The following is a 17,622-nucleotide window of genomic DNA, read 5'->3' as shown; positions in this document are numbered from 1 at the left end:
GGCCCCGGCCAGCTCGCGGGCCAGGGCGCCGTCCTTGCGGCTGAGCAGGTCCACGAAGCGCCGCACCGCGCTGCCCCACTCCACCCGGCTGCGCTCCCAGCGCTGCTCGAGCTCCTCCCCCACCCGGCCCAGCCCCCGGCGCTGGGCCTTGGCGAGGAGCAGCAGGGGCAGGGGCAGGCGGTAGGCTTTCGCCACGCTCAGGCGCGGCACCTGCGGCAGCCCCAGCGCGCGGTGTACGGCCTGGTGCACCTCGATCAGGTAGCGCTGGCCCAGGGCGTAGAAGGCCGCCTCGAGGCGCGCCTTGAGGGGGTCGGGGTCGGGCTGCCAGATGTCGTGCTCCACCTCAGCCCCTCCCCAGCCAAAACACCTCCCGCCCCTCCCCCGCCCAGAGCTGCACGCTGTCGAAGCGGCAGGCCAGGGGCTCGAGGCGTTGCAGGGGTTGGGGGGCGGCGGGGGTCAGGTAGGACAGGGTGATGTGGGGGGTGAAGCCGTGGTTGAGCACCGGGGGCGCCCCGAGGCGCTGGCACAGCTCGACCCAGACGCGGCGGAACTCCGGCAGCCTCGGGTGGTCCACGCTGGCGTAAAAGGCGTCCCCCCCTGGGAGGGAGAAGCGCCCCAGGCCCGAGACGCGGGCCTCGAGGGGCGGCATCATCGCGGCGAGGAAGCGCGCGGCGGGCATCAGGCGCGCCAGCGCCTCCGGCGTCACCCCCTCCCCCAGCTTGCCCAGGTAGGCCAGGGTGAGGTGCAGCTCCCTGGGCGGCAGGCCCCCCGGCAGGGCCAGGGCCTGGGCCACCTCGAGCGGGGGCACCAGGCACAGCATCACCCCCCGCCCCGCCTCCTTGGGGGCGTCGGCCTTAGCCACGCGCAGCACGGCCCTCACGCCCCACCTCCGGCCCCGCCCCTCACCTTGCCCTTGCCGAAGCGGCGTATGAGCTGCGCCACCAGATTCTGGGGCTGCGCCCCCTCCTCGCCCCCGTCCGCACCCTCATCCCCGCCGTCCGCCTCCTGCCGGTCCTGGCCCTGGTGCTGGCCCCCCTCGCCCTCCTCGCCTTCCTGGGGCGGCCAGCCCTCCTCGCCCTCGCCCTCGCCCCCGGCCTCTGTACCCATCTGGGCCATGCCCTGCGCCTGGAGGTACACGCTCTGCATGGCGGGGTTGAGGGGGGCGTTGTCCAGCATCGCGTCGCCGGTCAGCGGCAGGCCCGCCCGCTCGCGGGCCTCGCCAAAGGTCAGTACCAGCTTGTCGAACTCGGCGGCCTCCTTGGGGTCTTGGAAGCCGGTCCAGGTGAACACCGCGTCGGGGTCCACGTCCTCGAGGATGGCCTGCAAGGGGCTTTGCAGGTGCTGCAACAGCGGCCTGAGCCCCTTGTCCTGGCTGGCGGCCAGGCGGCTCTCCACCGAGCCGTCGGAGAGGCTGGAGGACTTGGACGTGAAGCTCTCGAAGCCGATCTCGTTGGGGTCGATGCCGTAGAGCGCGGCCTCGATGGCGATGTAGAGGGTGATGAGCTTCACGAAGGCCATCTCGGTGACCTCCACCCCGGTCTTGGTGAACACCGCCCCGCTCTCCTTGTCCTTCGACACCAGCACCGGCAGCCGGAAGGCGTTGCTCACCCCCGCCACGTAGCTGGCCCACTCGTTCTTGAAGACCTCAACGTCCTCGTCGCTGAAGTCCCCGAACACGGTGAGGAAGCCCTGGGGCACGTGGTTCTCCGAGTAGGCTTTCTGGTTGTAGGAGAGGACGTTGACGAGCCCGGTCATCACCCTGAGCATCAGCTCGGTCTCGGCCAGGCCGTAGCCCGCGCCGTAGAGGTCGGTGCGGGGGTTGCGCAGCGGGTACAGCAGCTCGTCGTAGCGGAACCAGTGCTGCACCTGCGAGTCCACCACCATGATCCCGTCCACGTCCCCCAGGTCGGGCAGCTCGTAGGTCGCGGCGACGGGCTCGGGCAGGGTGTCCTCGAAGCCCTCCGGCGGGGCCACGTAGACCGTGGCCCCGTCCACGCTCTTGAACCCGTGGGGGCGCCCCGAGTGGGTGCGCACGATCTCCACCGGCATGGCGTCCATGAGCAGCGTGTCCATCACCGCCTTCTTGAGGAAGGTCGAGAAGTCGTCGCGCTTGAGCTTCTTGCGGGCGAAGGGGCTGAACTCCGCCCCGCAGTTCTCGACGTAGCGCGTCAGCCACTCGATGCGCTGGCGCGCCCCGTCGGTCATCTCCGAGTCCTTCAGCCCCCGCAGCTTGACCCGGAACCCCGGGTCGCGGTCCATCTGGGCGGCCTGGGCCAGCGACGCCACCTGGCGCTGGCGGGTGAGCACGATGGAGGCCAGGATCACGTCGTGCGTCGCCAGCGAGCGCAGTTGGGCGAACCCCAGCGGCGCGGGCCTGCCCGAGAGCACCGGCGAGGGCCGGAAGATGCGGAAGGGGTCGGCGGTGTCGCTCTTGGCCTGCCCCGCCCGGCGCTGGGCCACGGCGTAGCCGTAGGCCGCGGCCTTGAACAGGTCGGCCTTGGAGAACACCGGCACCGCGCCCTTGACGCCCCGGGCCACCTCGAGGGCCGCGTCCTGGCGCTCGTCGGGCGGGGCGTCGGGCTGCATGGCGGTCCGGGCCGCCTTCAGCGCTTGGGGGTCCACGTCGCTCATGGCTTCAGGCTCCCGCCCCCGAGGGGTCAGAGGCGGGGGGCGGGGGGTCTTGGGGCCCTTCGAGGGCCTGGAGGGCGCCGAGCACGGTGGCGAGCTTGGCCCGCTCGAGGCGGCGGCGGTCCTTGAGCTGGTAGAGCGTGTTGCGGCTGATGCCCGTTCGGGCGGAGACGCGGGCGATTTGCGCGCCGGTGAGGGCGCTGAAGCGCGCGTGCAGGGTGTCGAGGTCGAGGCTCATGACCCCACTTATCCACAGGGCAGGGGTCAACCGTGAGTAATGTTCATGATACGGGACAAGTTATATTTCAAGCAATGTGTTTCATGTGGTAGGATTAAAGCGACAGGGAGTCAGGGGGACCACGGCGTGACCGTCACCACGGCATCCTTGAGGGAAAGGGAGGCGAGACCGACAGCCAGCAGCCACATTCACGGGGGTATGCATCTATGAACCACGGACAGGCCATTGCCCGCAAACGGCTCGAACGCAAACTCACCTACCGCAAGCTCGAGGAGTCCTCCCGTAAGCTGGCCGAGAACAACCCGCTCTACGAGGCGGTCACGCGCAACTGGTTCTGGTCGATGGAGAAAGACCCGGACTACTTCCTGCGCCGCACCATCAGCGCCGGGAAGCTGCGCACCATCATCCACCTGCTCTGGGACGGCGACGCGGCGCGCTTCCGCAGGGACACCGGGCTCGAGCTGCCCCTGCTCAGCCCCGCCGACGGCCTGGGCGACCCCATCACGCCCGCCGCCGAGGTGCCGCTGTACCTCGAGGGCGAGCGCCCGCGGGCGACCGTGGCCCGCCGCGCCACCCCCGACCTGCCGGGGGCCGACTTCATGTTCCAGGTGCGCACCGAGCGCTACGCCCCGCTGCTGTGGCCGGGGCAGAACGTGGGCTGCCGCCTGGAGGAGAGCCCCGTGCCCGGCGAGCTGGTCGTGCTGCTGCGCGAGCGCGGCCTGGAGCTGGCGTTCTACCTGGGCAACGGCGACTACCGCCAGCGCCCCGCCCTCGAGGGCGAGAGCTTCCGGCTCGCGGGCGGCGAGCGGGTTTACGGGGTGGTCACCTGGGCGATTCCCAGGCTGGGGGTCGGGCTGTAGGGCCCTCACGTCGCGCTGTCCGGCCACTGGCCGAAGGAGGGACATGAGAACAATCGCAGTAGCGGCCGAGAAAGGGGGGGTGGGCAAGACCACCACCGCGGTCCACCTGGCGCACTTCCTGGCCCAGCAGGGCAAGCGCGTGCTCCTCATCGACATCGACTCACAGGGCCAGGCCGGGGAGTTTCTGGGCCTGCCCGACGAGCCCAGGGCGGGGATGTACGAGCTGCTGCTCCACGACGACCCGGCCCTGCGCCACTTCCGGCGCGCCTCCGAGCTGGTGATGCTCGACGTGCGCCCGGGGCTGGACCTCATCCCCAACGACCCGCGCATTGCCGAGGTCGAAATCCAGCTCTCCCGCCGCCCCCGGCCCTACCCGGCGCTCGCCCGGCGGCTGGCCGAGCTCAAGGGCTACGACTTCTGCGTGGTGGACGTGGGGCCCACCGTCAACCTCGTGAGCCTGGTGGCTCTGTACGCCTCCGACCTCGTGGTGGTCCCGATGGCCCCCGGGTCGGGCAAGAGCGGCGCCCGGGGCCTCACCCGGCGGCTGGAGGCCATGAAGGCCGAGCTGGGCACCGCCCCGGCGGTGCTGGGGATGCTGGGCACCCTGGTCAACCGGCGGGAGAAGATCGCGGGCGAGCTGCTCGAGGAGCTGGAGGGCCTGGGCCCGCGCAACCTCGGGGTCATCCACCGCAACACCGCCCTGGCCGAGTGCTCGACCAAAGGCCAGACCGCCTTCGAGTACAAGCCCCGCAGCCGGGGGGCCAAGGACTACGAAGCCTTCGGGGAGCGGCTGCTGGAGAAGCTCGAGGGGGTGACGGCCCATGCCTAACCGCGAGGTCTACGCCGGGCTGATGCGCGGCCCCAGCCCCGAGGAGGTGACGGTGCGCACCCCCTTCACGGTGGTGGTGCCCCAGCACCTCAAGAACCGCCTCAAGGAGGCCGCCGTGCGCCACCGCACCTACGTGGGCGACCTGCTCGACAGCTTCATCTCGGAGTTTTTGCGGGTCTGGCGCACGGCGCCCGAGACCCTGCCCGAGTACTTCCCGATGGCCCACCCCTCCGACCCCACCCTCTCCAACCGGCTGCGGCCCGAGCTCCAGGAAAGCCTCAAGGAGGCGGCCGCCGCCCTGTCCAAGGAGCGGCACCCGACCCGCGTCACCCAGTCCTCACTGGTGATCTACGCCATCGAAGAGGGCCTGAAGGCGCTCGAGTAGCCCGGGCGTGGGCCCGCCCGTCAGCACCCCCGCCAGCCGCTCGAGCGGCTGGCGGGCCGCTTTGGGCCCGCCGAGCCGGGTGAAGGCGAGGTGGGCGAGGTGGGCCAGCTCCATCAGCTCGCCCTCCTCCTGCGGGTCGTCGGTGGTGTCCAGTTCGTTCAGCAGGGCCTCGAGCGCCGGGTTGTTATCTACAGTAGTCGCCATTTGTATTGCTCCATGTCACGGATTGTCACGATTTTTGTAATCCCCACCGTTACGCCGGAGATGATAACGGCTCCGGTAACGGCAGGCGCGGTCATTTGCACTTGACCCCCCTCACCAGTCGAGGGGGGTCTCCCGCTCGCGCCAGTCGCGGGCCACCATGTTGAGCGCGCTGAAGGGCTTGAGGCGGCTGACCACCTGGGGCCCGAAGTGCTCGGCAAAGCGCTTCTGGGTGAGGTTGGTGGTGATCACCGTGCGCAGACCCGCGCCCTGGCGGGCGTTGAGGACGGCGTACAGCAGGCGGAACTCGAGGGTGTTGTGCTGGGCGTCGGCCTTGCCCGCGGCCTCGAAGTCGCCCACCCCGTCGAGCACCAGCAGCCGGAACCGGGCCATGTGCTCGGGCAGGTTGCGTTCGAACAGCCGTTCCTCCTCCTCGCGCGCGGTCCAGGCGGCCCGGGCCTGCGTGACCAGGGCGCTCATGGCGTAGATGCGCGCGGCGAACCCCTTGCGGATCGCGGCCTTGACCATCAGCGTCGCGGCCTGGGTCTTCCCCGCGCCGGGGATGCCGTGCAGGGCCAGGTTACGGCCTTCACGGATCACCCGTTCGATCACCGCGCAGCCCTTGCGGATGCGCTCGAGGTTGTCGTCCATCTGGAGGTGTTCCCATTCCACCTCCAGATACCTCGGCTCGACCCCCGCGCCCAGCAGCTCGTCGCGCAGGCGAACGAGCTGTTTGCGGCTGCGGCACTGCTCGCACTCGCGGTCGCGGCGCAAGTCCCAGCCGTCGGTGCATTCGGGGTTGGGGCACTCGGGCTCCCGGGCCGGGGCCTGGGGCTGGGCCTGGCCGCCGGTGAGCGCGGGGCGCATGGCCTCGAGCGCGGCGCGGGCGGCCTTGGCGAGGGCGGGTCTGGCGGGTTTGAGGCTCATAGGCTCTCCCTCTCGTAGGCTTCGGGGCTCATGTCGTGGGCGCGGCCCGGCTGGGGGCGCCGGGGCTGGGCTTGGGGCTGGGGCTGGCCCTGCCCCTCGAGGACGCGCAGCAGGTAGCGCCAGCTCTTCGACCCCGCGCGGATGGTGTCGCGCACCGCCTCGGCCACCGCCGCCAGCCCGTGCCGCCGGGTGAGGGCGGCGAAGTCGCTCATGAGCTGCTGGCGGGTGGCGCGGCTCATGCCGGTGCCGTGGCAGTGCCAGGCCCACTGCGACATGGGGTTGCCCTCGCGGGTCAGACCCAGGGCCTCGAGCTCCCGCAACAAGTGAAACTCGTCACGAGTGGCCGGGGAAGACTTGAAGGGGTCGGCGGGCGGTTCTTGGGCTTGCGGGGGCGGCTCACTCCCCTCGCCAGCGCGCCCGGCGGGGGGCGGGGGGGTTACCTCCGGTTTTTCTTCGCGCGCGCGCGCGACACCATCATCATCCGTCTTTGTAATTTTCGTGCTTTGTTTAACTCTGTCTTTGTATGCGTCCGGGTTTGCCGTGTCCGGCTCAGCCGTGTCCGGGTTTGCCGTATGCGGCTTTGCCGTGTCCGGCTTTTCAGGAAGAAGTGTCTCCGTCACTTCTTCCTGATTTTCCGTAACCGGCTGGCGCTCGTCGTAGACCACGTACTCCACGCCCACGATCTGCCCGCCCTCGGCGCGCAGGGTCTCGCGCACGATGTAGCGGGCCTCGAGCAGCTCGCGCAGGATGCGGTAGGCCCGGTCGCGCCCGGTGGCGCGGAAGCCCGTGATGTCCTCGAGCTTCACCCGCCAGTCGCACGGCTGCGACAGCAGGTACACCAGGACGCCCAGGGCCTCGGGGGTGAGTGATTTGTCCTGGGCGACGCTGTTGCGCATCAGGAAAAAATCCCGCTCCGGCCTCGAGCGCCGGATGGTGGTGAAGCGCTGGGCGCTCATGCGGCCCTCTGCTGCGGGATGAGCCGATACCAAATCCGCCGCCCCCGCTGGACCCGCTCGAGCAGCCCCAGCCGCTCGAGCTTCTGGAGCTCCTGATAGACCGTGCCGTTGCCCAGCCCGATCATCCGGGCGATGTCGCGCCCGCCCAGGGTGATGAAGCCGTTGTGGGACTGCGCCTCGAGCCGCTTGAGGGCCTCGAGGACGAAAAAGCCGAAGGGCCCCAGGGCCCGCATCCGCTCGATGTCCATAGCCCCCTAAACGTACTGTTTCCCGGAAAGCCAGTCAAGGGGAGCTGTCCTCGAGCCGCCCCCGGACGGCGGGCGGGGGCGGCATCCTGGCCTCTGCGGGCTGATGTCGAAGGGATTATTGACTTCAAGTTATTTTGTCCTGTAGATTGGACAGCATGAACCCGGCCCGAAGCGAAGGCGAAACCCCAGGCGTCGGCCTGGGGCTCAGGAAAGGGGATGCAGCCACATCCCGCGCCCACTCTACCACCTGGGCGCGCCTCGCCGCACTCCTCTGGGCCCTGGGCGCGGCGTCGGGCTTGAGCGCGGGCTACCTCCTGGGGCTCCAGGATGCCCCTAAAACCGCGCCCGAGCCCCTGGCCCTACCCAGGGGGCGGGTCAGGGTCGAGGAGCGCCCCAGCGTGGCGTACATGAACGCCTGCGGCCAGGCCATGCTGCGCTTCAGCCAAGGCGGGGACATGCGGGCCTACGCCTGCCGGGTGCGGGGCTCGAGGGTCGAGCTGGTGGGCCCCGACTGGGCGGGCTGGAAGGGCGGGCCCGTACAACGGCGGGTGCTGGGCGCGCTCGAGGTGGCGCCGTGACCCCCCTCGAGCGCCTGGAGTCCCTGCCGCCGCACGAACCCATGCGGCGCGAGCGCCCCCGCCGCCCCCGCGTCAAGAAGCCCCGCTCCCGGGGCGCGGGGCGGGTGCTGGTGTACCGCGCCCACAGCGTCTGGCAGGCGGTCAGCCTGGCGCTGTGGCTGCGCGACGACGGCATCGAGGCCCGCTGGCGCCCCGAGCGCGACGAAAGGGGGCTGTACGAGGTCGTGATCCACGACTTCGCCCTGCTCGGCGCCGCCCTCGAGGTGCGCGCACTGTGGCAGCAGGAGTGCCGCGACCCCCGCGCCTACGCGCTGGGGGTGCTGCGGCCCCGCTTCCGGTGGGACTGGGGGGAGGCGTGAGGGGGGCGCTGGCCCCGGCCTCGGCGTCGGCCCCGGCTTGGGCGTGCGGCCTGCTGTGGGAGCACCTGATCCGCTGGCCCGAGTGGCTGAACGCCGCCGACCACCCCGCGCTGGTCGGCGCGGTGCTCGAGGCCGCCCGCCGGATGCCCCCCGACCTGGCCGTGCGCGCGGTGCGGGCCGGGCGTCCCCGCGGCGAGGCCAACAGCCGTGAGGCCACCGCGTGGTGGGCCCAGCACAAGGGGCTGACCCTCTACGGCCTGCTGGCGCGCGCAGGCTCGGTGGCCGAGGTCGAGGCCGAGCTGGGCTTCTCGCCCTCCCAGCTCTACCACCTGCTCAAGGACTGGGGCGTCCGCTTCCTGGCCCTGCCCGCCCCCAAGGAGAGCGCCCAGGGCCACCTGGCGGTGTACGAGGGCGAGCTGAGCCACGCCGCGGGCGGCTACTGGCTGACCACCCCCGCCGGGCTGCGCCTGCGGGTGCGGCTGACGGGCTGGGGCTCCTGGATCGCCCTCGACGACCCGGGCCCGGTGGTGCTGGGCTCCCACGCGGTGCGCATCGCGCGCCACGCCGGGGTCAACCGGCTGCGCTCGGACCTAGTGCCCCTGCTGCGGCAGGTGGGCCGCGCGCGCGGGCTCCAGGTGCTGCCCCACCCCCGCCTCGAGGGGGAATGGCTCATCCCCGAGCGGCTGCTCGAGGAGGTCTTCGGGCGTGAGGCGGTGGCGCGGGGCCGCGACGCCCTCAACCCCTGCCAATGCGTGTTCTACGACCCCGCCCTGGGCGGCTGCGGGCTGGGGCACAAAGACCTCAAGGGGCCGCGCTGCGTGGACCATCACGGGCTTTCTTGAAATAAAGCACGTCTAAAAAGGAGGACAAAGTGAACCTATTCGTCGCAAGTGGCTGTGCCAAGGTCGAGCTGCGCTACACCCCCCAGGGGACGCCGATCCTCGAGCTGACCCTCGCGGGCAGGCGCAGCGCGGGGGGGCGGGAGCTGTTCTCGCTGGTGCGCGGCAAGGTGCTGGGCAAGCGCGCCGAGGCGCTGAGCGAGGCCCTACGCGACGGCGACGCGCTGTACTGCGCGGGCGCCCTCGAGTACCGCTCCTGGGAGCAGGACGGCCAGAAGCGCTCGCGGGTGGACGCGGTGTTCAGCGAGGTCTACCGCCTCGAGGCCCCCAGGGTGGCCGAGGGCCAGTACGGCCCGCTGCTCGAGGGCTGCGTCAACCGCGCCTTCCTCATCGGCAACCTCGCCCGCGACCCCGAGGCGCGCCACACCCCCCAGGGCAACGCCGTGACCCGCGCGGCGCTGGCCGTCAACGTCTACAACAGCGCCCGCAAGGAGAGCGTGGGCCACTTCTTCGAGCTCGAAGCCTGGCACGAGGTGGCCGCGCGCCTGGCCGAAGCCCGCAAGGGCCAGCCCCTCCAGGTGGCCGGGGCCCTCAAGACCGACTCCTGGGAGCAGGACGGCCAGAAGCGCTACGTCACCCGCCTGGAGGTGGACGCCCTCACCCCCCTGCACGGCGTCGGCGCTAGGGGCCAGGGCCAGGGTCAGCCCCGGGAGAAAAAACCCGCCCCCGACATCGACGAGGGCCTCGAGGATGAGGGCTTCCCCCCCGAGGAAGACCTGCCCTTTTAGCCCTTCGAACCCAGCCAACCCCCATAGGAGGAGCCATGCAAGTACCCAGCAAACCCCTTCAGAACGCGGTGCAGGCCCTGGGCCGGGTGATCCGGCCCCGCCAGTCCAACCCCCTGCTCACCCACCTGTGGGTGCAGCCGCGGGCCGAGAAGGTGCTCGTCGGTGGCACCGACGGCGAGCACGATCTGGTGTTCTCCCTCCCCCGGCTCGACCTGGGCGGCGACGAGGCCGCCTTCTGCCTGCCCTTCGCCACCTTCGGGCAGTTCCTCGCCAACCTGGGGCCCGACGCCATCGACCTCTCCCGCGCGAGCGAGGGCCTGGAGGTGCGCTCGGGCAAAATCCGCGCCACCTTCAGCCTCATCGGGGCCGAGGACTACCCCGACCTGCTCGAGCCCATCGACCCCAGGGGCGAGCTGCGCGTGCAGGCGGCGCGGCTGGCCGAGCTGCTGGAGGTCGAGTACGCCGCCAGCCGCGAGGCCTACCGCGGCATCTTCCAGGGCATCCAGTTCGAGGTGCGCCCGGCGGCCCCCGGCGGGCCCGCCAGGCTGCGGCTGGTGGCCTCCGACGGCTACCGCCTGGCCTACGTCGAGGGCGAGGCCAGCGGCGAGGCCGCGCCCTTCGTGCTGCCCTACCGCTCCTCCACCCTGCTCAAGGGGCTGCTGGGCAAGGGCGAGGGCGAGGCGCGCCTGGAGCTGGGGCGGGGCAAGGTGCGCGCCCACGGCAAGGACTACACCGCCACCTTCAAGCTGCTGGAGGGCGAGTTCCCCGACTACCACCGCATCATCCCGGCCCGCGGCGCGGCCACCACGGTCCTCGAGGTGCCCCGCGCCGAGCTGATGGCGGTGATCCGGCGCCTGATGCCCCTGGCCGAGGGCCTTTACAGGCGGCTCGACTTCCAGCTCAACCCCGAGGAGAACACCCTGGTGATCTCCTGCCGGAACGAGTACGGGCAGGGCGTGGACCAGATCGCGGTGACGGTGGCCCAGCTCAACCCCGAGGCGACGCTGGCGCCCATGAACGGCGAGTACGTCCTCGAGGCCCTCGCCCACCTCGGCGCCGACACCCTGGAGTGGGAGTGGAACGGCCTCGCCCCCAGCGCGCTGCGCGAAGCCTCGGCGGTCGCGGTCGTGGTGCCGCTGCGGGTATGAGCGCGCGGGCCCCCCACTGGACCGAGGCCGAGGAGGCCATCATCCGCCGCTTCTACGCCAGCCGCGGCGCGCGCTACTGCCTCGAGCGCCTGCCCGGGCGCACCCTCAGCGGCGTGCGCGCCCGCGCCTACAAGCTCGGCGCCCACCTCCCCTCGCGCTCGCGCAACACCGTGCGCCTGGAGGAGGTGGTGCTCGAGTCGGGCCTGAGCAAGCGCGCGGTGTGGGAGGCCGCCAAGGACGCGGGGGTGATCTCCCGCCCCCGCCCCGGCGTGGCGGTGGTGCCCAAAGCCTGGGCCGCGGCCTACATCGCCCGCAGCCAGCAGCGCCTCGAGGCCGAGCGCGCCCACGCCCACTGGCTCGACAGCGCCCGGTTCGCCGCGCTGCTGGGCCTGCGCAACCGCCGCAGCCTCAACGATCTGGTGCGCCAGCAAGACCCCGCCCCCGGCTCCCTGGCCGCCCGCGTGCAGGCTGTCCCCCGCCTTCAGGGGCGCCTGGGCCGCCTGCTCTTCGAGCCCGAGGCCGCCCGGCGGGTGGCCGACTGGCACGCCCGCCGCTTCGCCCCCCGCCCCCCCGCGGGCTGGATACCCCTCAAGTCCCTGCCCACCGAGCGCGACCAGGAGCGCGTGCGCCGCCGCGCCCACCGCGCGGGCCGCCTGGCCCTGGTGCGCCGGGGGGGGAGGGTGATGGGCTACGTGCCCCCCGAGCTGGCCTCCGACGCCCGGCCCGGCCCCGACGCCGGAGGCCGCCCGTGAAGCCTCCCGCCCCCAGCGAGCGCGACATCCAGCGCACCTTCTTCCAGTGGGTCGCGCTGGCGACCGCCCGCTACCCCGAGCTCGAGCTCTTCCACGCCATCCCCAACGGCGCCTACATGGGCGACTGGCAGCAGGAACGCCGGGAGCTGGCCGAGTCCAGGGCCGCCACGGGCCGCGCCTACTCCCCCACCGCCCGCCGCCGGATGATACGCGCGCGGAACGCCGTTCTGGACGGGCTGCGTGAGGGCATCCCCGACACGCATTTGCCGGTGCCCCGGGGGGGCTACGCCAGCCTCTACATCGAGTTCAAGCGCCCGGGCGGTAAGCCCAGCCCCGAGCAGGCGCGCAAAATCCGGCTCCTGCGGGAGCACGGCAACCTGGCGGTGGTCCTCGACGACTGGCAGAAGGCCAAGGAGCTCACCGAAGCCTATCTCAAGGGCGAGATACCCCCCGGCTACGACCAGGGGGAGCCCTAAGGAGGTCCGTATGGAAGTTGACGGCGCTACCAACCCCATCCCCGCCCCCACCCCCACCCCCCCGGTCCACAGGATCACCCGCACCGCCATCGCCCCTGCCTTCTCTGCCGCCGAGTCGCAGGCGGTGTCCGGGGTGGTCCTCAACCGGCCGCCCCGGTCACGGAGGTAGAGCATGTCACAGAGCGAATCCCGCCCAACCCTCGAGGCCCTCGCGGCCCACCTCGAGGGCTTCCTGCTGCGCCGCTACGGAGGCCGACTCGCCACCCCGGACGTCCTCACCCAGGTGCGCGACTCCGCTCGGGCGGAGTTGGACCGCCTGCTGGGCTCGCAGGGCCGGGGGTGCGGCGTGGAGGTCACCGCCAGGGGCGACGGCACCCTGGAGGTGCGGGTCTGGCCCGAGGGGTAGCCGCGCCCCGACACGAGGAGCCCTCCGGCACCCCCGGAGGGCTCTTGGCGTTGCGTCAACGCCTCGGTGGAGCTGGCCGGGGAGCTGGCCGCCCAGGGCGCCCCCTAGCCCCGCCCGTCCCCTTAGAGCCCCTTGGAGCTTCCAGGGGGCCCTTGCTGCTCCAAGCCCCTCCAAGCCCCTCCAAGGGGGGACTCGAGGCCCTGACCCTTGGAGCGTGGCAGCCTCTAAGGGGGGCGGGCATCCCCGTGTGCCCGCGCCGTTCGGAGATGCCCATGTCCAAAGACCGTGACCCGCCCCTCGAGCCCTTCCTCAGCCGCATGGGCAAGCGGATGCCCCGCTGCCAGGCGGTCCGGGGCGGCAAGCAGTGCTCCCAGCCCGCCCGCAAGGGCTTCGACAAGTGCTGGAAGCACGGGCCCGGCAGCGCCAAGCGGGTCAAGGAGGGCTCGAGGGCCGACCCCACCACCGCCCGCCTGACCCACGGGCTGTACTCCAGGAGCGGCAAGAGCAAAATCCAGGAGCTGCGTGAGCTCGTGCACGCCAGCGGGCGCGCCCTCGACGACTCCGACGAGGAGCTGGCGACCCTCAAGGCCGTGGTGTGGGCGCTGCTGGAGAAGGAGGAGCAGTTCCAGGGGGCCCTGGAGAGCCTCGAGGCCGCCCACAAGCGGGTGCAGGAGTACGCCGAAATGCTCAAGGACGCCCCCGACCCCTACCTGCTGGAGAAGATCGGGCGCACCCTGGGCGAGCTCAACCGCTCGCACGCCTTCGTCAGCGGGTACACCCGCGAGGTCTCCGACCACGCCTACCGGGTGGTAGCCGCCATCAAGACCCGCGCCGAGACCCGCGCCAAGAACGCCGAGGCCAAGGCGCTCGAGGCGTTCTTGGCGCTCACCGAAACCCTCAAGGAGGTCATGCTCGAGGTGCTGAGCCTCGAGCAGTACGAGCGCGTCCACGCCGCGCTCGAGGCCCGCGTGCTCCCCAAGGTCTCGCCCAGCCGGGTCGGCTAGCCCGGCGGGGCGGGGTGTAAGACTGCTTACACCATGATCCGCATAAGCATACCGACACCTTGCATAAACCCTCAGACCGGGCGCCCCAATCTCGGGGGTTTCGTCCGAATGGCTCCAGAGAGGGCGCATAATGTTTGAAAAAGCCTTCCTCGACTCCCTGCGGCTGCCGCCCCCGGTGTTCAGCCCCGAGGAGCTGTCCACCCTGCGCCGCTTCGCCCTGGCCTCGGGCATCCGGCCCGAGGGCTCGCGGGAGTTCAGCCTCGAGCGCCGTCGCTACCTCGATCCCCTCTACGGCGAGGAGCGCGGGCGCTTCTACCACCGCCTGGTGGTGCGCAAGGCCGCCCAGCTCGGCCTCACCCTGCACTTCATCTACCGCGCGGCCTGGCTCACCGCCGACACCCGCCAGCAGATCAACGTGGCGCTGATGTTCCCCACCCAGGACGCGGTGTACGAGCTGCACAAGACCCGCTTCCGCCCCATGATGCACTCCAGCCCCCGGATGCTCGAGCTCGTGGGCACGGGCGGGGTGGACAGCATGGAGGCGGTGCGCTTCGGCGTCTCCAACATGCGCTTCCGCGGGATGCGCAGCGGGGTGAGCGTGGACTCCTTCCCCACCGACGCCCTCCAGTTCGACGAGGTGCGCCTGATGGACGTGGCGACCATCGAGCGCACCTTCCTGCGCACCTCCGAGAGCGCCTTCGTCGGCCCCCGCGGGGAGCGCGGGATGCACATGATGGGCTCCACCGCCGGGATGCCGAACGCCGACGTGGATTACTACTTCCAGCGCTCGACCCAGCACTGGTGGCACACCCGCTGCCCCAACCCCCTCTGCCCCAACCGCGCCGGGTTCGTCATGTACGACAGCCTCGAGACCTGGCTCTCCTGCGTGGACGCCGCGCGCATGGAGTACGTCTGCCCCCGCTGCGGCCACCTGATCCACGACGTGCAGGACGGCTTCTTTCACGCCGTGGGCCCCGAGGACGCCGAGTGGCTGGGCTACAGCTTCTCCCAGGTGCTCAAGGGCGCGGGCGACCTGCCCAACCTCTGGGGCGCCTACCAGCGCATGGTGGTCGAGGGCAAGAACCCCAGCGAGTTCTACAACTCCTACCTCGGCCTGCCCCACGCCGACCCCGACGCCATCCTGGTGGGCGACACCGTGTGGCAGGCCGCGCTCGAGCTGGGCGCGATGCACGGCTGGGCCTGGCCCCCCGAGGGCCCCTCCCCCGACTCCCCCTGGCGCGCGGCGGGCATCGACCAGCGCGGGGTGGAGAAGCACGTGGTGATCCTGGAGTGGGCGCCGGGGGGCCTGGTGCGGCTGGTGCGGCTGGAGGTGCTCGAGGCCAGCGGGCTCGAGGCCGTCGCCCGCACCACGGATTTGCTGCGGCGCTGGGCGGTCAACGTCGTCGTCTGCGACGCCGAGCCCGCCTACGACTACGCCAAGGCCGTCGCCAGCGAGATGCCCCGCGGCATGGTCTGGCTGGCCGACTACAACCTCACCCAGGATCAGCCCATCGAGTGGGCCGACCAGCGGGAGAAGAAGAGCCTCGAGCGCTCCAGCGGCGAGGCCAAGTGGGAGTTTCTGGTGGACCTGCACCGCTACCGCCACCTGCTCCAGGCCATGACCCTGTTCACCAACCGCCGGGTGCTGCTGCCCAAGGACGGCTACACCCTGGTGCGCGAGCTGCGCCGGGGCGGGCGGCTCAAGCCGGTGGCCCTGCTCGAGGAGATGCGCGAGCACTTCAAGCACGTCGCCCGCACCCAAATCCCCAAGACCCGGCGCATCCAGGGCAGCGGCGAGGTGGTGGACGAGGGCGAGTACCAGTACACCTTCCGGCACCTGGGCCTCGACCCCCACTTTGTCCACGCCTTCGGCTACGCGGTGGCCGGGCTGATGCGGGTCCGGGGCTCGACCCAGCTCGCCTACGCCAAGCCCCAGCCCGAGCGCCCCTACAGCGGCTACCAGGACCAACTGCCCGAGGTCATCCGGCCCAGCGCCCTGGCCGAGGCCCGCCCCCGCCGCCAGTGCCGGGGCTGTGCCTACTTCAAGCCCCCCGGCGAGGGCGAGGCCCTGGGCTGGTGCGAGAATGCGGCGGTGGCCCTGTCCCTGGGCGCCCACCCCCCCGTGCGCACCGCCCCCGCCACCACCAACTGCGCGCGCTGGAAGGCCCGTCCCTGAGCGTTATTTCAAGCAAACACATCCGAAGCGTGGGACAGGAAGGGCGTTCCCCGCCTCCCGTCCCGATTTGCGCCACGATGTATTTCAATATATCCTGTCCCATATGCGAGACACATCCGAACCCAAGTTCGACTGGCTGGCCTTCGCCATCGTCTTCGTGGGCCTGGCCCTGATCGCGGCCCTGGCCTGGGGCGGGGTCTACTACCTGCGCTTCGGGGTCGCGGCGTGAACGTGCTGAGCCTCGAGTTCTTCCTGGCTTACGCCGTGGCCCTGCTGCTGGCCCTGATCGCGCGGGCCTACGCGCGGCGTTAGGGGGCGGGAGGAGTGGGCCGAAGCGGTCGAGTTCGACGAGGCCATCCGGCGGATGGCCCGGATCAATGACGAGGTGTATGTGTACCGGCAGGCCATCCCCCTGCGAGAAGCCCGACTCGAGTTGCCGACCGATGACATGGAGCCGCTGTTCGACGGGATGGCCGACGAGTGCTATGGGATGTGCGGGCTTTGATGGTGGCGCTGTGGGAGGTGGCCCCGTGAAACGGTACGTGCGGTTCGACGGGGTGTCCCGCGGAAGGAGGAGGGGAATGAACCCGATGGACCCGAAAATGACCAAGTACCGCCTTTCGGGCGGGCTCTACGACGGGGCGAGCGGCTACGTAGGGGGCGCGCCCGAGACCATCGTCACGGCCTTCGGCCCCGAGCTCACTTACCACCGCACCGCGCTGATCGAGCACGACGGCACGGTGGTCTACACCTACGTACCCTGCCCGGCCCCTGCCCCGGCCCCGGCCCGGCCCCAGGCCGCGCGCCCGCGGGCGCCTGGGCGGGGCGCCGCGCTGCCCCGCTCGCCCCTGTACGCGGTGCTCGAGGCTTTGCTCGAGCTGCGCGCCCGCCGGGCGTGGGCCACCCTCGCCCAGGTCGCCCGCCACGCCGGGGTCAGCCGGGTGCTGGCGTGGCTGGTGCTGGCGGGGCTGGCCCGCTCCGACGGGCTGATGCGCCAGGGGCGCTGGCCCCGCAGCCGCTACCTGCTCAGCCGCCAGGGACAGGCCGAGGCCGAGGCCGCGCTAAACGCCTGGCGCAAGGCCGCATGGGGGAGGGGGTCGGTCATCCCGTGAGCCCGGCCCCCGCCGCCGTGGACACCGCCACCTTCGCCACCTTCCTGGCCGAGCTGCGGGCGAAGGGCTACGCGGTGCACGAGCTCCCCGAGCCCCGCCTGCTGCTGCGCTTCGCGCCCGACCTGCGCGGGGTGGCCCCCTGGGACTCCCGCCCGGTGGAGCCGGGCGTATTCGAGACCGAGCTGATCCCGGTGGAGAACGGCTGGGCCTACTACGTGCGGGAGGACACCCGCACGGTCTACCTCTACCGCCCGGCATAAGCCCGCGGCGCGCACCGCCAACAAAGGAAAAGGAGAAGCGACCATGCCCCCGACCCAAGACCCCCAGGCCAACGCCAACCCCGCCCCTGCCCCCCTTCCCCTGCTCACCGCGGGCGAACAGCTCGACATCACCGCGGCCTTCAACCGGCTGCAAGACGTGATCGGGGCGGTGAACCGGGGCTGGACCGGCAACCGCGAGCCGGGAACCCTCATCGCCCTGATCCACTCCGAGCTGTCGGAGGCGCTCGAGGCGCTGCGCACCGACCCCGACGCCCCCGACGGCAAGTGCCCCAACTTCCGCGCGGTCGAGGTCGAGCTGGCCGATGCCGTCATCCGCATCCTGGACATGGCTCAGACCTTCGGCTACGACGTGGCCGGGGCGCTGATGGCGAAGCTCGAGGCCAACCGCGCCCGCGGCTGGCGTCACGGCGGCAAGCGCTTCTAGGGGGTGG

General features: G+C 71.6%; 27 protein-coding genes. 19 read left to right on the top strand and 8 right to left on the bottom strand.

What is annotated here, in order from left to right:
- The 4 genes from MEICH_RS0122765 to MEICH_RS0122750 form a co-directional block, all read right to left on the bottom strand.
- Positions 1-342, bottom strand: a 342-nt coding sequence (locus tag MEICH_RS0122765; RefSeq protein ID WP_027894514.1) for a hypothetical protein, incomplete at its 3' end; no start/stop codon positions are given.
- 1 nt (position 343) lies between these two features.
- Positions 344-880, bottom strand: a complete 537-nt coding sequence (locus MEICH_RS27570; protein ID WP_027894513.1) for a 2'-5' RNA ligase family protein — start codon at positions 878-880, stop codon at positions 344-346.
- Complete coding sequence (locus MEICH_RS0122755; protein ID WP_027894512.1) at positions 877-2,631, bottom strand: phage portal family protein; 1,755 nt, start codon at positions 2,629-2,631, stop codon at positions 877-879. Before MEICH_RS0122755 ends, MEICH_RS27570 begins: the two co-directional genes overlap by 4 nt.
- 4 nt (positions 2,632-2,635) lie before the next feature.
- Positions 2,636-2,866, bottom strand: a complete 231-nt coding sequence (locus MEICH_RS0122750) for a hypothetical protein (protein ID WP_027894511.1) — start codon at positions 2,864-2,866, stop codon at positions 2,636-2,638.
- Positions 2,867-3,072: 206 nt separating this feature from the next.
- Between MEICH_RS0122750 and MEICH_RS0122745 the strand changes: the two genes are divergently transcribed.
- From MEICH_RS0122745 to MEICH_RS0122735, 3 genes are read left to right on the top strand one after another with little or no spacing between them, the layout of a single operon-like run.
- Entirely contained in the window at positions 3,073-3,726 is a 654-nt protein-coding gene (locus MEICH_RS0122745) for a hypothetical protein (protein ID WP_027894510.1), read from the top strand.
- Between the two features lie 43 nt (positions 3,727-3,769).
- Entirely contained in the window at positions 3,770-4,555 is a 786-nt protein-coding gene (locus MEICH_RS0122740) for a ParA family protein (protein ID WP_084542489.1), read from the top strand.
- A complete protein-coding gene (locus MEICH_RS0122735) occupies positions 4,548-4,940 on the top strand; it encodes a hypothetical protein (protein ID WP_027894508.1) in 393 nt (130 codons plus the stop codon). The genes MEICH_RS0122740 and MEICH_RS0122735 overlap by 8 nt, the downstream gene beginning before the upstream one ends.
- Here the strand turns inward: MEICH_RS0122735 and MEICH_RS0122730 are convergent.
- The 4 genes from MEICH_RS0122730 to MEICH_RS0122715 all read right to left on the bottom strand — a co-directional run bounded on the left by MEICH_RS0122730 (position 4,893) and on the right by MEICH_RS0122715 (position 7,272).
- On the bottom strand, positions 4,893-5,144 hold the full coding sequence (locus MEICH_RS0122730) for a hypothetical protein (RefSeq protein WP_027894507.1): 252 nt from the start codon (positions 5,142-5,144) through the stop codon (positions 4,893-4,895). The two genes, MEICH_RS0122735 and MEICH_RS0122730, sit on opposite strands and share 48 nt — an antisense overlap.
- 111 nt (positions 5,145-5,255) lie before the next feature.
- On the bottom strand, positions 5,256-6,068 hold the full coding sequence (locus MEICH_RS0122725; protein WP_027894506.1) for an ATP-binding protein: 813 nt from the start codon (positions 6,066-6,068) through the stop codon (positions 5,256-5,258).
- On the bottom strand, positions 6,065-7,024 hold the full coding sequence (locus MEICH_RS0122720) for a hypothetical protein (protein WP_027894505.1): 960 nt from the start codon (positions 7,022-7,024) through the stop codon (positions 6,065-6,067). The genes MEICH_RS0122725 and MEICH_RS0122720 overlap by 4 nt, the downstream gene beginning before the upstream one ends.
- A complete protein-coding gene (locus MEICH_RS0122715; protein WP_027894504.1) occupies positions 7,021-7,272 on the bottom strand; it encodes a helix-turn-helix transcriptional regulator in 252 nt (83 codons plus the stop codon). Before MEICH_RS0122715 ends, MEICH_RS0122720 begins: the two co-directional genes overlap by 4 nt.
- Positions 7,273-7,427: 155 nt before the next feature.
- Here MEICH_RS0122715 and MEICH_RS0122710 point away from each other — a divergent pair, with 155 nt between their 5' ends.
- The 16 genes from MEICH_RS0122710 to MEICH_RS0122635 all read left to right on the top strand — a co-directional run bounded on the left by MEICH_RS0122710 (position 7,428) and on the right by MEICH_RS0122635 (position 17,615).
- Positions 7,428-7,850: a hypothetical protein gene (locus tag MEICH_RS0122710; RefSeq protein ID WP_027894503.1), complete on the top strand. Its 423-nt coding sequence runs from the start codon at positions 7,428-7,430 to the stop codon at positions 7,848-7,850.
- Positions 7,847-8,209 carry a hypothetical protein gene (locus MEICH_RS0122705; RefSeq protein ID WP_027894502.1) on the top strand — a complete coding sequence of 121 codons (363 nt, stop codon included), beginning with the start codon at positions 7,847-7,849 and terminating at the stop codon, positions 8,207-8,209. The genes MEICH_RS0122710 and MEICH_RS0122705 overlap by 4 nt, the downstream gene beginning before the upstream one ends.
- A complete protein-coding gene (locus tag MEICH_RS0122700) occupies positions 8,206-9,051 on the top strand; it encodes a hypothetical protein (RefSeq protein WP_027894501.1) in 846 nt (281 codons plus the stop codon). The genes MEICH_RS0122705 and MEICH_RS0122700 overlap by 4 nt, the downstream gene beginning before the upstream one ends.
- Positions 9,052-9,080: 29 nt before the next feature.
- The gene (locus MEICH_RS0122695; protein ID WP_027894500.1) at positions 9,081-9,836 is read left to right on the top strand and encodes a single-stranded DNA-binding protein; all 756 of its coding nucleotides are present in this window, start codon (positions 9,081-9,083) and stop codon (positions 9,834-9,836) included.
- Positions 9,837-9,871: 35 nt separating this feature from the next.
- Complete coding sequence (locus MEICH_RS0122690; RefSeq protein ID WP_027894499.1) at positions 9,872-10,984, top strand: DNA polymerase III subunit beta; 1,113 nt, start codon at positions 9,872-9,874, stop codon at positions 10,982-10,984.
- Entirely contained in the window at positions 10,981-11,736 is a 756-nt protein-coding gene (locus MEICH_RS0122685; RefSeq protein ID WP_027894498.1) for a hypothetical protein, read from the top strand. The genes MEICH_RS0122690 and MEICH_RS0122685 overlap by 4 nt, the downstream gene beginning before the upstream one ends.
- Entirely contained in the window at positions 11,733-12,212 is a 480-nt protein-coding gene (locus tag MEICH_RS27565) for a VRR-NUC domain-containing protein (RefSeq protein ID WP_051304451.1), read from the top strand. The genes MEICH_RS0122685 and MEICH_RS27565 overlap by 4 nt, the downstream gene beginning before the upstream one ends.
- Before the next feature lie 10 nt (positions 12,213-12,222).
- Positions 12,223-12,381, top strand: coding sequence for a hypothetical protein (locus MEICH_RS29070; RefSeq protein ID WP_157202997.1), 159 nt, complete (start codon positions 12,223-12,225; stop codon positions 12,379-12,381).
- Between the two features lie 3 nt (positions 12,382-12,384).
- Positions 12,385-12,618: a hypothetical protein gene (locus MEICH_RS0122675; protein WP_027894497.1), complete on the top strand. Its 234-nt coding sequence runs from the start codon at positions 12,385-12,387 to the stop codon at positions 12,616-12,618.
- 272 nt (positions 12,619-12,890) lie between these two features.
- Positions 12,891-13,622 (top strand): hypothetical protein, encoded by a 732-nt coding sequence (locus tag MEICH_RS0122670; protein WP_027894496.1) that lies wholly within the window; start codon positions 12,891-12,893, stop codon positions 13,620-13,622.
- Between the two features lie 130 nt (positions 13,623-13,752).
- The gene (locus MEICH_RS0122665) at positions 13,753-15,798 is read left to right on the top strand and encodes a phage terminase large subunit family protein (protein ID WP_027894495.1); all 2,046 of its coding nucleotides are present in this window, start codon (positions 13,753-13,755) and stop codon (positions 15,796-15,798) included.
- A gap of 103 nt (positions 15,799-15,901) precedes the next feature.
- Entirely contained in the window at positions 15,902-16,027 is a 126-nt protein-coding gene (locus tag MEICH_RS30550) for a hypothetical protein (RefSeq protein ID WP_275052635.1), read from the top strand.
- Positions 16,028-16,162: 135 nt separating this feature from the next.
- Positions 16,163-16,303 (top strand): hypothetical protein, encoded by a 141-nt coding sequence (locus tag MEICH_RS29895; protein WP_157202996.1) that lies wholly within the window; start codon positions 16,163-16,165, stop codon positions 16,301-16,303.
- A gap of 76 nt (positions 16,304-16,379) precedes the next feature.
- Positions 16,380-16,910 carry a hypothetical protein gene (locus MEICH_RS0122645; protein WP_027894494.1) on the top strand — a complete coding sequence of 177 codons (531 nt, stop codon included), beginning with the start codon at positions 16,380-16,382 and terminating at the stop codon, positions 16,908-16,910.
- The gene (locus tag MEICH_RS0122640) at positions 16,907-17,170 is read left to right on the top strand and encodes a hypothetical protein (RefSeq protein WP_157202994.1); all 264 of its coding nucleotides are present in this window, start codon (positions 16,907-16,909) and stop codon (positions 17,168-17,170) included. The genes MEICH_RS0122645 and MEICH_RS0122640 overlap by 4 nt, the downstream gene beginning before the upstream one ends.
- A 43-nt stretch (positions 17,171-17,213) precedes the next feature.
- Positions 17,214-17,615, top strand: a complete 402-nt coding sequence (locus MEICH_RS0122635; RefSeq protein ID WP_051304450.1) for a nucleoside triphosphate pyrophosphohydrolase family protein — start codon at positions 17,214-17,216, stop codon at positions 17,613-17,615.
- Positions 17,616-17,622 lie beyond the last annotated feature (7 nt).

Source organism: Calidithermus chliarophilus DSM 9957, from assembly GCF_000430045.1.
Taxonomy (GTDB): Bacteria; Deinococcota; Deinococci; order Deinococcales; family Thermaceae; genus Calidithermus; species Calidithermus chliarophilus.
Note: the sequence above shows the minus strand (reverse complement) of the source record. Positions and strands in the feature narration are given on the sequence as shown.

Bases quoted from the DNA above. Each gene is read 5' to 3' on its own strand.
- MEICH_RS0122690 (WP_027894499.1), top strand. From the start codon at position 9,872: ATGCAAGTACCCAGCAAACCCCTTCAGAACGCGGTGCAGGCCCTGGGC.
- MEICH_RS0122720 (WP_027894505.1), bottom strand. From the start codon at position 7,024: ATGAGCGCCCAGCGCTTCACCACCATCCGGCGCTCGAGGCCGGAGCGG.
- MEICH_RS29895 (WP_157202996.1), top strand. From the start codon at position 16,163: ATGGCCCGGATCAATGACGAGGTGTATGTGTACCGGCAGGCCATCCCC.
- MEICH_RS0122745 (WP_027894510.1), top strand. From the start codon at position 3,073: ATGAACCACGGACAGGCCATTGCCCGCAAACGGCTCGAACGCAAACTC.
- MEICH_RS0122670 (WP_027894496.1), top strand. From the start codon at position 12,891: ATGTCCAAAGACCGTGACCCGCCCCTCGAGCCCTTCCTCAGCCGCATG.
- MEICH_RS0122645 (WP_027894494.1), top strand. From the start codon at position 16,380: ATGAACCCGATGGACCCGAAAATGACCAAGTACCGCCTTTCGGGCGGG.
- MEICH_RS0122715 (WP_027894504.1), bottom strand. From the start codon at position 7,272: ATGGACATCGAGCGGATGCGGGCCCTGGGGCCCTTCGGCTTTTTCGTC.
- MEICH_RS29070 (WP_157202997.1), top strand. From the start codon at position 12,223: ATGGAAGTTGACGGCGCTACCAACCCCATCCCCGCCCCCACCCCCACC.
- MEICH_RS0122750 (WP_027894511.1), bottom strand. From the start codon at position 2,866: ATGAGCCTCGACCTCGACACCCTGCACGCGCGCTTCAGCGCCCTCACC.
- MEICH_RS0122675 (WP_027894497.1), top strand. From the start codon at position 12,385: ATGTCACAGAGCGAATCCCGCCCAACCCTCGAGGCCCTCGCGGCCCAC.
- MEICH_RS0122725 (WP_027894506.1), bottom strand. From the start codon at position 6,068: ATGAGCCTCAAACCCGCCAGACCCGCCCTCGCCAAGGCCGCCCGCGCC.
- MEICH_RS0122665 (WP_027894495.1), top strand. From the start codon at position 13,753: ATGTTTGAAAAAGCCTTCCTCGACTCCCTGCGGCTGCCGCCCCCGGTG.
- MEICH_RS0122710 (WP_027894503.1), top strand. From the start codon at position 7,428: ATGAACCCGGCCCGAAGCGAAGGCGAAACCCCAGGCGTCGGCCTGGGG.
- MEICH_RS0122635 (WP_051304450.1), top strand. From the start codon at position 17,214: ATGCCCCCGACCCAAGACCCCCAGGCCAACGCCAACCCCGCCCCTGCC.
- MEICH_RS0122685 (WP_027894498.1), top strand. From the start codon at position 10,981: ATGAGCGCGCGGGCCCCCCACTGGACCGAGGCCGAGGAGGCCATCATC.
- MEICH_RS30550 (WP_275052635.1), top strand. From the start codon at position 15,902: ATGCGAGACACATCCGAACCCAAGTTCGACTGGCTGGCCTTCGCCATC.
- MEICH_RS0122730 (WP_027894507.1), bottom strand. From the start codon at position 5,144: ATGGCGACTACTGTAGATAACAACCCGGCGCTCGAGGCCCTGCTGAAC.
- MEICH_RS0122735 (WP_027894508.1), top strand. From the start codon at position 4,548: ATGCCTAACCGCGAGGTCTACGCCGGGCTGATGCGCGGCCCCAGCCCC.
- MEICH_RS0122755 (WP_027894512.1), bottom strand. From the start codon at position 2,631: ATGAGCGACGTGGACCCCCAAGCGCTGAAGGCGGCCCGGACCGCCATG.
- MEICH_RS0122740 (WP_084542489.1), top strand. From the start codon at position 3,770: ATGAGAACAATCGCAGTAGCGGCCGAGAAAGGGGGGGTGGGCAAGACC.